8 protein-coding genes are annotated in these 9,067 nt (G+C 73.3%); 5 read left to right on the plus strand and 3 right to left on the minus strand.

Features of this window, described 5'->3' with window-relative positions; genetic code table 11:
* The coding region (locus ACFTZL_RS35195; protein WP_382591495.1) for a sensor histidine kinase at positions 1 to 1,075 on the plus strand (1,075 nt) is incomplete at its 5' end.
* A gap of 50 nt (positions 1,076 to 1,125) precedes the next feature.
* Here the strand turns inward: ACFTZL_RS35195 and ACFTZL_RS35200 are convergent.
* Entirely contained in the window at positions 1,126 to 2,127 is a 1,002-nt protein-coding gene (locus tag ACFTZL_RS35200; RefSeq protein WP_382591498.1) for an NAD-dependent epimerase/dehydratase family protein, read from the minus strand.
* Between the two features lie 104 nt (positions 2,128 to 2,231).
* A complete protein-coding gene (locus tag ACFTZL_RS35205) occupies positions 2,232 to 2,858 on the minus strand; it encodes a glyoxalase (RefSeq protein WP_382591501.1) in 627 nt (208 codons plus the stop codon).
* 154 nt (positions 2,859 to 3,012) lie between these two features.
* Here ACFTZL_RS35205 and ACFTZL_RS35210 point away from each other — a divergent pair, with 154 nt between their 5' ends.
* The 4 genes from ACFTZL_RS35210 to ACFTZL_RS35225 all read left to right on the plus strand — a co-directional run bounded on the left by ACFTZL_RS35210 (position 3,013) and on the right by ACFTZL_RS35225 (position 8,572).
* Positions 3,013 to 3,906, plus strand: a complete 894-nt coding sequence (locus tag ACFTZL_RS35210; RefSeq protein WP_382591504.1) for an SDR family oxidoreductase — start codon at positions 3,013 to 3,015, stop codon at positions 3,904 to 3,906.
* A 115-nt stretch (positions 3,907 to 4,021) separates the two neighbouring features.
* On the plus strand, positions 4,022 to 5,647 hold the full coding sequence (locus ACFTZL_RS35215) for an SDR family oxidoreductase (RefSeq protein ID WP_382591507.1): 1,626 nt from the start codon (positions 4,022 to 4,024) through the stop codon (positions 5,645 to 5,647).
* A gap of 36 nt (positions 5,648 to 5,683) precedes the next feature.
* The gene (locus ACFTZL_RS35220; RefSeq protein WP_382591510.1) at positions 5,684 to 7,057 is read left to right on the plus strand and encodes a cryptochrome/photolyase family protein; all 1,374 of its coding nucleotides are present in this window, start codon (positions 5,684 to 5,686) and stop codon (positions 7,055 to 7,057) included.
* A 15-nt stretch (positions 7,058 to 7,072) separates the two neighbouring features.
* A complete protein-coding gene (locus tag ACFTZL_RS35225) occupies positions 7,073 to 8,572 on the plus strand; it encodes a cryptochrome/photolyase family protein (protein WP_382591512.1) in 1,500 nt (499 codons plus the stop codon).
* On the opposite strand, the gene ACFTZL_RS35230 is transcribed toward ACFTZL_RS35225, so the two are convergent.
* The coding region (locus tag ACFTZL_RS35230) for a cobalamin-dependent protein (protein ID WP_382591514.1) at positions 8,561 to 9,067 on the minus strand (507 nt) is incomplete at its 5' end. The genes ACFTZL_RS35225 and ACFTZL_RS35230 overlap by 12 nt on opposite strands.

Raw genomic sequence — 9,067 nt, forward strand, 5'->3', positions numbered from 1 at the left:
CGTCGCCGCGGCAACGGGCCGGCGCGGCGGGGGCGGGCTGCGCGTTATCCGCCGCCGCTCGCTCACCGCCTCGCTCGCCGTGGTCGCGGCGGTCGGCGTCGTCGCGATGCTCGCGGGCACCCTCGCCGTCGCCTGGGCGATGTTCCTGTCGGCGCACGACCTGAGCGTCGTCACGACCGTCGTCGCCATGGCGGCCGTCGTCTCCCTCGCCACCGCGCTGCTGCTGGGCCGCTGGGTCGTGGCCCGCAGCCGCGAACTCGCCATGGCCGCACGCTCCTTCGGCGTCGGCGGGAACTTCGCCGCCCCCGACGGACCGACGACCGCCGAACTGGAGGACCTGAGCCGCGAGTTGGCCGCCACCAGCGCCCGCCTCGCCGAGTCCCGGGATCGGGAACGCGCGCTGGAGACCTCCCGGCGCGAACTCGTCGCCTGGATCTCGCACGACCTGCGCACTCCGCTGGCCGGTCTGCGCGCCATGTCGGAGGCGCTGGAGGACGGCGTCGCCGCCGACCCCGACCGCTATCTGAAGCAGATACGCACCGAGGTCGAACGCCTCAACGACATGGTCGGCGACCTATTCGAACTCTCCCGCATCCACGCCGGCACCCTTCCCCTGGCCCTCGCCCGGATCTCCCTGTACGACCTGGTCGGCGACGCGCTGGCGGGAGCCGATCCGCTCGCCCGGGCACACGGGGTGCGGCTGGTGGGCGACCGTGTCGAGCCGGTACCCGTGGAGGTGGACGGCAAGGAGATGAGCCGGGTGCTCGGCAACCTGCTGGTCAACGCCATCCGCCGGACCCCGGCCGACGGTACGGTCGCCATCGCCGCGGAACGTTCCGCCGAGGGCGTGGTGCTGTCGGTGACGGACGCCTGCGGAGGCATCCCCGAGGAGGATCTGCCGCGTGTCTTCGACACCGGCTGGCGCGGCACGCACGCCCGGACGCCCCCGGCCGGCGCGGGCCTCGGCCTCGCCATCGTCCGGGGGATCGTGGAGGCCCACCAGGGCCGGGCCACCGTACGCAACATCCCGGGCGGCTGCCGTTTCGAGGTGGTGCTGCCCGCCGCCGCTTCCTGAACACGGGCAGCACCACCGGTCTTTCGCGAGCCGAGCCCCGGAGCCGGCTCCTACGAGCCCCGCATCCCGGCCCGTGCGAACTCCGCCACGCCCTCCTCGAACCCGACCTCCGGCTTCCACCCCAGCCCGTCCCGCAGCCTCGACGAGTCCGCGGTGATGTGCCGTACGTCCCCGAGACGGTACTCCCCGGTGACGACGGGATCGGGCCCGCCGGACGCGGCGGCCAGCGCCCGCGCCATCTCGCCGACGGTGTGCGGGTCGCCGCTGCCGGTGTTGTACGCCGTCAGCACGCCCCGGGGCGCCTCGGCCTCCAGCGCCACGGCGCCCGCCTCCGCCACGTCGCGGACGTGTACGAAGTCCCGCCGCTGCCGCCCGTCTTCGAACACGCGCGGTGCCTCGCCCCGGGCGAGCGCCGAGCGGAAGAAGGAGGCGACACCGGCGTACGGGGTGTCGCGGGGCATGCCGGGCCCGTACACGTTGTGGTAGCGCAGCGACACCGCCGACCCGCCCGTGCAACGGGCCCACGCGGCGGCGAGATGCTCCTGGGTCAGTTTGGTCGTCGCATACACGTTCCGGGGATCGGCCGGAGCGTCCTCGCCGACCAGCCCGGGGACGAGATCCGCCCCGCAGACCGGGCACGCCGGTTCGAACCGGCCCGCGTCGAGGTCGGCGACGGCACGCGGCCCGGGCCGTACGCCCCCGTGCCGGGGGCACTCGTACCGCCCCTCCCCGTAGACCACCATCGATCCGGCCAGCACGAGACGCCGTACACCTGCCTCCGCCATGGCGGCGAGCAGCACGGCCGTCCCGAGATCGTTGTGCGAGACGTACGCCGCCGCGTCGGCGACCCCGTCCCCCAGTCCGACCATCGCGGCCTGGTGACACACGGCGTCGACACCGGCCAGGGCGCTGCGGACGGCCGCCGGATCCCGCACGTCGGCGCCGGGTTCCTCCCGTACGTCGCACACGACCGCCTCGTGCCCACGCTCCCGGAGCGCGGCGACGACATGGGACCCGATGAACCCGGCACCGCCGGTGACCAGTACGCGCATAAGGCCACGCTAGGCCCGCACCGGCGCGGCGCCACGGGACCTCGCCGGTACGTCATGACTCCGTAAGGTCGCGCGCCGTGCGCCGGACCGGGACAACACCAGGTTCACAGCGACGCGTTCTCCGACGCCGTCGCCCAGGCGAATCCGTCCGGGTCGGTGAAGGTCCCGGCGTCGCTGTCGACCGTGAGCCGGTGCGATCCGGTGCCGTCGGGTGAGATGCCGACGAGCTTGGCCAGGCCCCGGCGCTTGTACAGCGCCAGCTTGACCGGACCCGACCCGGTGGCGAACTCGACGTACTTGCCGCCGAAGCTCTTCGCCACGGCGAGGCCGTGATCGGCGTAGAACTGCTTGCTGGCCTTCACGTCCTCGACGCCGAGCAGGAGCACGATCTCGTCGATCTGCCGGGTGGCCGGGCCGGTGTTCTTCTTCGACGACGAGGCCACCTGCCAGATCGTCCCGTCCGGGGCCCGCACGACGCCCCCGTAACCCCAGAGCGACTTGGCGGCGGGCTTCAGGGTCTCGGCACCGGCGTCCACGGCGGCGTCGACGAGGGCGTCGACGTTGGCCGGCTGGGACACCACCAGCGACAGCGTGAACCCGCGGAAGCCGGTGGACGGGGTCTCCGAGGCCCGCAGGCGTACCTGGCTGCCCAGGCCGAAGGCGGTAGTGAGGAAGCGTTCGGCGTCGGTGGGGTCGGCCACCTCGAGGGTGACGGATGCGATGGAAGTCATGACGTCGACGCTAGGTCGGCTCCGGAACCGGCGCTTCTCGAATCCTGACGGGAATGGACCGGAACGGCGACGAGGCCCGGATGCCCGGCGTGCCGACGGCCCGGTCCGCGCCTAACGTGGGCCGGGCCAGCGCCGCCGCGGAGAGGAACGTCCCATGCCGGTCGCTCAGAGTCCCCTGCACGGTCGGACCGCCGTGGTGACCGGTGCGGCGCGTGGCCTCGGGGAGGCGATGGCCCGGGAGCTGTGCCGCCGGGGCGCGAGGGTGGCGCTGCTCGGCCGTGAGGAGCGGACGCTGGCCCGGGTGCGGGACAGCCTCCGGGGCGTGGCCGAGTGCTGGGAGGTCGATGTCACGGACGAGCGCGGGATGGCTCGCGCCGCCGACGGGATCCGTGCGCGGTTCGGACCGCCCTCGGTGGTGATCGCCAACGCGGGGGTCGCCGAGGGCGGACCCTTCGCCGAGGCCGATCTCGACGTCTGGCGCCGGGTCGTCGAGGTGAATCTCATCGGCAGTGCCGTCACCGCGCGGACGTTCCTGGCGGACCTCCTGGACACGCGGGGCTATTTCCTCCAGGTCGCGTCGCTCGCGTCCATCGGGGCGGCGCCGATGATGAGCGCCTACTGCGCGTCGAAGGCCGGGGTCGAGTCGTTCGCCCACGCGTTGCAGGCCGAGGTCGCCCATCAGCATGTGGGCGTGGGAATCGCGTACATCAACTGGACGGACACGGACATGGTCCGCGACGCCGACGCGCACGCGGTGCTGCGGGAGTTGCGCGGCCACATGCCGCGGCCGGCGCGCAAGGTGTATCCCGTCGCGTATGTCGCCGGCCGGCTGGTCACGGCGGTCGAACGGCGCCGGCCGTCGGTCTACATGCCCCGTTGGCTGCGGTACACCCAGTTGGTGCGGGCGGCGATGCCACCGGTCGTCACGCGGCTGTCGCGACGGGAACTGCCGCGTCTCGCCTCCGACGAGCCGTTCACGGCCACGGGGCTGCTCGGCGCCGGAGGCCGGGCCGACCGGGCGGCGGGCTCCGGCACTCCGCCCGGCTGAACGCCCGCTCGGCGGCGTCGTGCATCCGTCGGTCACCACGCCTCCGAAGTGGTCGTGTGAGAGCGAATGCGGCCTCTCGCTTCGCCGCGACAGGCGCGGTCCCGCCGTTGCGGCCATGATCGAGGGAGTGAGGCCGCAACGCCGGAGCGCACGCGTGGAGGAGCCGATCGTGGAGACAGACGGACAACGGGACGCACAACGGCCGCACTGTCTGGTGACCGGAGCGTCCGGGTACATCGGCGGGCGTCTGGTGCCGGAGCTGCTCCAGGCCGGCCACCGGGTCCGGTGTCTGGCCCGCTCCCCCGGCAAGCTTCGCGATCACCCCTGGGCGGGGCACGCCGAGACGGTCCGGGGCGATGTCACGGACGCCGACTCGGTCGCCGCCGCGATGCGAGGTGTCGACGTCGCGTACTACCTGGTGCACGCCCTGGGGACCGGTCCGGGCTTCGAGGACACCGACCGGAGGGCGGCCCGGGTCTTCGCCGAGCAGGCGCGCGCCGCCGGTGTGCGGCGGATCGTCTACCTCGGCGGGCTCACACCCCAGGGCGTTCCCGAGGAGTCCCTCTCCCCGCATCTGCGGTCCAGGGCCGAGGTGGGACGCGTCTTCCTCGACGCGCCGGTGCCGGCCACCGTGCTGCGGGCGGCGGTCGTCATCGGTTCGGGATCGGCGTCCTTCGAGATGCTGCGCTATCTGACCGAGCGGCTGCCGGTCATGGTCACGCCCAGTTGGGTGCACACCCGGACTCAGCCGATCGGCGTGCGGGACGTGCTGCGATACCTGGTCGGTTCGGCCTCGATGCCGGATGACGTCGACCGGGCGTTCGACATCGGCGGGCCGGATGTCCTCACCTACCGGGAGATGATGGACCGGTACGCCGGGGTGGCCGGGCTGCGGCGCAGGCTCATCGTGCCGGTGCCGGTGCTCACCCCGAGGCTGTCCAGCCACTGGGTCGGCCTGGTCACCCCGGTGCCCGCCGCCCTCGCCCGGCCGCTGACGGAGTCGCTGCGTCACGAGGTCGTGTGCCGCGAGCACGACATCGCGCGGTACGTGCCCGACCTTCCGGGCCGGCCGCTGCCGTTCGACGCGGCGCTGGCACTGGCGTTGCGCAAGGTGCGGGAGGCGCAGGTCGTCACCCGCTGGTCGTCCGCCGGCGTGCCCGGGGCGCCCAGCGATCCCCTGCCCACCGACCCGGACTGGGCGGGCGGCAGCCTCTACGAGGACGAGCGGCACCTCTCGGTGGACGCGTCCCGGGAGTCGCTGTGGAAGGTGATCGAGGGCATCGGCGGCGACAACGGCTGGTACTCCTTCCCCCTCGCCTGGACGGTCCGGGGCTGGCTGGACCGCTTCGTCGGCGGTGTCGGTCTGCGCCGCGGACGACGTGACGCCGAGCGCCTGCGGGCCGGCGACTCACTGGACTTCTGGCGGGTCGAGGAGATCGAACCGGGCCGCCTGCTGAGACTGCGGGCGGAGATGCGCCTGCCCGGCCTGGCGTGGCTGGAGATGTACGCGGAGACGGACGACGCGGGGCGCACGCGCTACCGGCAGCGCGCCCTCTTCCATCCCCGGGGACTGCTGGGGCACGCCTACTGGTGGTCCCTCTCCCCGTTCCACGCCGTCGTCTTCGGCGGCATGGCCCGCAACATCACCCAGGCCGCCGCCAAGGGCATGAGCGCGCGCCGGGCCGGCCCGCGACCCGGCCGCATCCGGACCGCGCGCCGCGACGGAAGAGTCAGGCAGTAGAGATCCACATCGCATCGCACTCCCGGGAGAGTCGCCATGACCGTCGCGGTCGTCTTGTTCACCTCGGATCTGCGGGTGCACGACCATCCGCCGCTGCGCGCCGCACTGGCGTGGGCGGACGAGGTGGTGCCGCTCTTCGTGCGCGACCCCGGTGTCCACGCGGCGGGCTTCGACGTGCCCAACCGCAGCGCTTTCCTCGCCGACTGCCTGGCCGACCTCGACGCCTCGCTGCGCCGGTGCGGCGGCCGACTCGTCGTCCGCAAGGGCCCGGTCGTCCAGGAGGTCTGCGCGGTGGCCGCGGAGTGCGAGGCGGCGGAGGTGCACCTCGCGGCGGGCGTCACCGGCTACGCCCACCGGCGGGAGGAGCAGTTGCGGGACGCGCTGCGCGGGCAGGGCGTGGCGCTGCACGTGCACGACAGCGTCATCACGGCCGTCGCACCCGGCGCCGTGACGCCCGCCGGCAACGACCACTTCGCCGTGTTCACCCCCTACTTCCGCCGGTGGTCGCAGGAGCGGCTGAGGGACGTCTGTCCCGCGCCGCGCATCGTGCGCGTCCCTGACGCCGTGCAGGGCGAGCCGCTGCCCTCCCGGGACGAGCTGTCCGGCCTCTCGCCGGGCCTGCCCACCGGGGGCGAGGCTCCTGGGCGCGACCGGTTCACCCGCTGGGTGCGGAGCGGCCTGTCCGAGTACGAGGACCGGCACGACGATCTGGCGGGCGACGCGACCTCCAGGCTCTCGCCGTATCTGCACTTCGGTGCCCTGTCGCCGGTGGAGCTGGTCGAGCGGGCCCGGGAGCGCGGCGGGCCGGGGGCGGAGGCGTTCGTGCGGCAGCTCTGCTGGCGCGACTTCCACCACCAGGTGCTGGCGGCCCGCCCCGACGCCGCCGGTCAGGACTACCGGACGCGGCACGACCGGTGGCGGACCGAGGACGAGGCCGCCGAGGACATCGCCGCGTGGCGGGACGGCCGCACCGGCTATCCGGTCGTCGACGCGGCCATGCGCCAGTTGCGCCACGAGGGCTGGATGCACAACCGGGCGCGGCTCCTGGTGGCGAGTTTCCTGGTCAAGACCCTGTACGTGGACTGGCGGATCGGCGCCCGGCACTTCCTGGACCTGCTGGTGGACGGCGACATCGTCAACAACCAGCTCAACTGGCAGTGGGTCGCGGGGACCGGCACCGACACCCGTCCCCACCGCGTCCTCAACCCGGTGGTTCAGGGCAAGCGCTTCGACCCGGCGGGAGGATACGTGCGGCGGTGGGTGCCGGAACTGCGGGAGGTGCCCGATTCCCGCATCCATGAGCCCTGGCGGCTGCCCGAAGGTGAACGGGCGCGGGTGGATTACCCGCAGCCGCTGATCGATCTCGGTGAGGGCCTGGCACGGTTCAAGCACGCGCGCGGCCGGGACTGACGGCAGGAGTGCCTCATGCACTGGCTTTTCGGTGATCAGCTCGGTCCGCACTTCCTGCGGCCGTCCGAGGACGACGGTCTCGCCCGTGACGCGCCGCTGCTGATGATCGAGGCCCGGTCGGTGTTCCGGCGCCGACGTTTTCACCGGGCCAAGGCACACCTGGTCCTGTCCGCCATGCGCCACCGGGCTGCCGAACTCGGCGACCGCGTCACCTACGTGCGCAGCGACACCTACCGCGAAGGGCTCGCCCGGGCGGCGGACGGCCGGTCCCTGACCGTGCACCACCCGACCTCGTACGCCGCGCTGCGGCTGGTGCGCTCGCTGCCGCACGTCACGACGGGACCGGCGCGCGGGTTCCTGGTGCCCATGGACGCCTTCGCCGGGTGGGCCGACGGTCGAGGCGGCAAGAGCGTGCGGCAGGAGGACTTCTACCGTTGGGTCCGGCGCGGACACGACCTGCTGATGGACGGCGACCAGCCCGTGGGAGGCCGGTGGAACCTCGACCACGACAACCGGCAGCCGCCGCCCCGTGACGCGACCGCCCTGCCGGTCGACCGTCCCTACCGGCCGCGCGAGGACGACATCGACGAGCAGGTCCGCCACGACCTCGACCGCTGGGAGAAGGACGGCGACGTGTGCTTCGTCGGGCGGGACGGGCCACGCCTGTTCCCCGCGACCCGCACCGAGGCCCGGGCGGCGCTGCGGCGCTTCGTCGAGCGCCGGCTCTCCGCCTTCGGCCCGTACGAGGACGCCATGCTCGCCGCCGACCCCGTCATGAGCCACAGCCTGCTGTCGTCCTCGCTCAACCTGGGCCTGCTCGATCCCGCCGAGTGCGTCGAGCAGGCCGAAACGGCATGGCGCGAGGGGCGGGCGCCGTTGAACAGCGTGGAGGGCTTCGTCCGGCAGATCGCCGGCTGGCGCGAGTACGTCTGGCAGCTTTACTGGTACTTCGGCGAGGACTACCGGAACTCCAACGCGCTGCGCCACACCGCCCCGTTGCCGGAGTGGTGGAACGACCTGGACGCGGACGACGTGAACGCGCGCTGTCTGCACACGGTGCTGTCCCAGGTACGCGACACGGGATGGACCCATCACATCCCCCGGCTGATGATCCTCGGAAGCTACGCGCTCCAGCGGGGCTGGGATCCCGCCGCGGTCACGGACTGGTTCCACCGCTGCTTCGTCGACGGCTACGACTGGGTGATGGTGCCCAATGTCGTCGGCATGTCCCAGTACGCCGACGGCGGCCGTATGACCACCAAGCCGTACACGTCCGGCGGTGCCTATGTGAACCGGATGAGCGACCTGTGCGGCTCGTGCGTCTACCGGCCCACGGACCGGACCGGCGCACACGCGTGCCCCTACACGGCGGGATACTGGGCCTTCCTCGACCGGCACCGCTCCGGGCTGGAGCGCAACCACCGCATGACCCGGGCCGTGCGCGGCCTGGACCGGCTCGCCGACCTCGCCGAGGTGCGACGCCAGGAGCGGGCCCGCGGCGACTCACCGCCCTGACACGACCGACTCCACCACCGCGAGGGCCTCGGCCAGGCCGGGGGGATGGGGCAGCCCGGCGAGGGTCTGACCGGCCCAGCCCGGGCCCAGGGTCAGGACGACCGGCTTCCTGCGGGCACCGCGCACCCCCCATTGCATCGCCGCCACGTGCTGAGCCAGTGGCCGACTGGCCGTGGTGCGGGACTGCGCCCACAGGCCCACCGCGGCCGGTCCGGTCCTGCGCACCGCCGCGACGACCGATTCGACGGGCAGCGCGGCACCGAACATGCGTACCGGCAGGCCGCGTTCGGACAGCGCGGCGGCCAGCACCTCCAGCGGCAAAGTGTGGTTCTCCCCCGGTACGCAGGCGAGCACCGTGGTGGTGCCCGGGCCGTCGGCGGCCACGGGTGGGGCGCTGCGCCGCAGCCCCCCGGAGACGTGCCACGACAGGTAGTGCTCCACCACGACGTACATCTCGCCCCAGCTCTCCCACATTCGGCCGGTCGCCAGCAGGGT

Origin of the sequence: Streptomyces sp. NPDC056948, assembly GCF_042674225.1 — a bacterium.
Lineage (GTDB): Bacteria > Actinomycetota > Actinomycetes > Streptomycetales > Streptomycetaceae > Streptomyces > Streptomyces purpurascens.

Excerpts from the sequence above, each read along its gene's own strand:
- ACFTZL_RS35220 (WP_382591510.1), top strand. The coding sequence starts at position 5,684 with ATGACCGTCGCGGTCGTCTTGTTCACCTCGGATCTGCGGGTGCACGAC.
- ACFTZL_RS35205 (WP_382591501.1), bottom strand. The coding sequence starts at position 2,858 with ATGACTTCCATCGCATCCGTCACCCTCGAGGTGGCCGACCCCACCGAC.
- ACFTZL_RS35215 (WP_382591507.1), top strand. The coding sequence starts at position 4,022 with ATGATCGAGGGAGTGAGGCCGCAACGCCGGAGCGCACGCGTGGAGGAG.
- ACFTZL_RS35225 (WP_382591512.1), top strand. The coding sequence starts at position 7,073 with ATGCACTGGCTTTTCGGTGATCAGCTCGGTCCGCACTTCCTGCGGCCG.
- ACFTZL_RS35210 (WP_382591504.1), top strand. The coding sequence starts at position 3,013 with ATGCCGGTCGCTCAGAGTCCCCTGCACGGTCGGACCGCCGTGGTGACC.
- ACFTZL_RS35200 (WP_382591498.1), bottom strand. The coding sequence starts at position 2,127 with ATGCGCGTACTGGTCACCGGCGGTGCCGGGTTCATCGGGTCCCATGTC.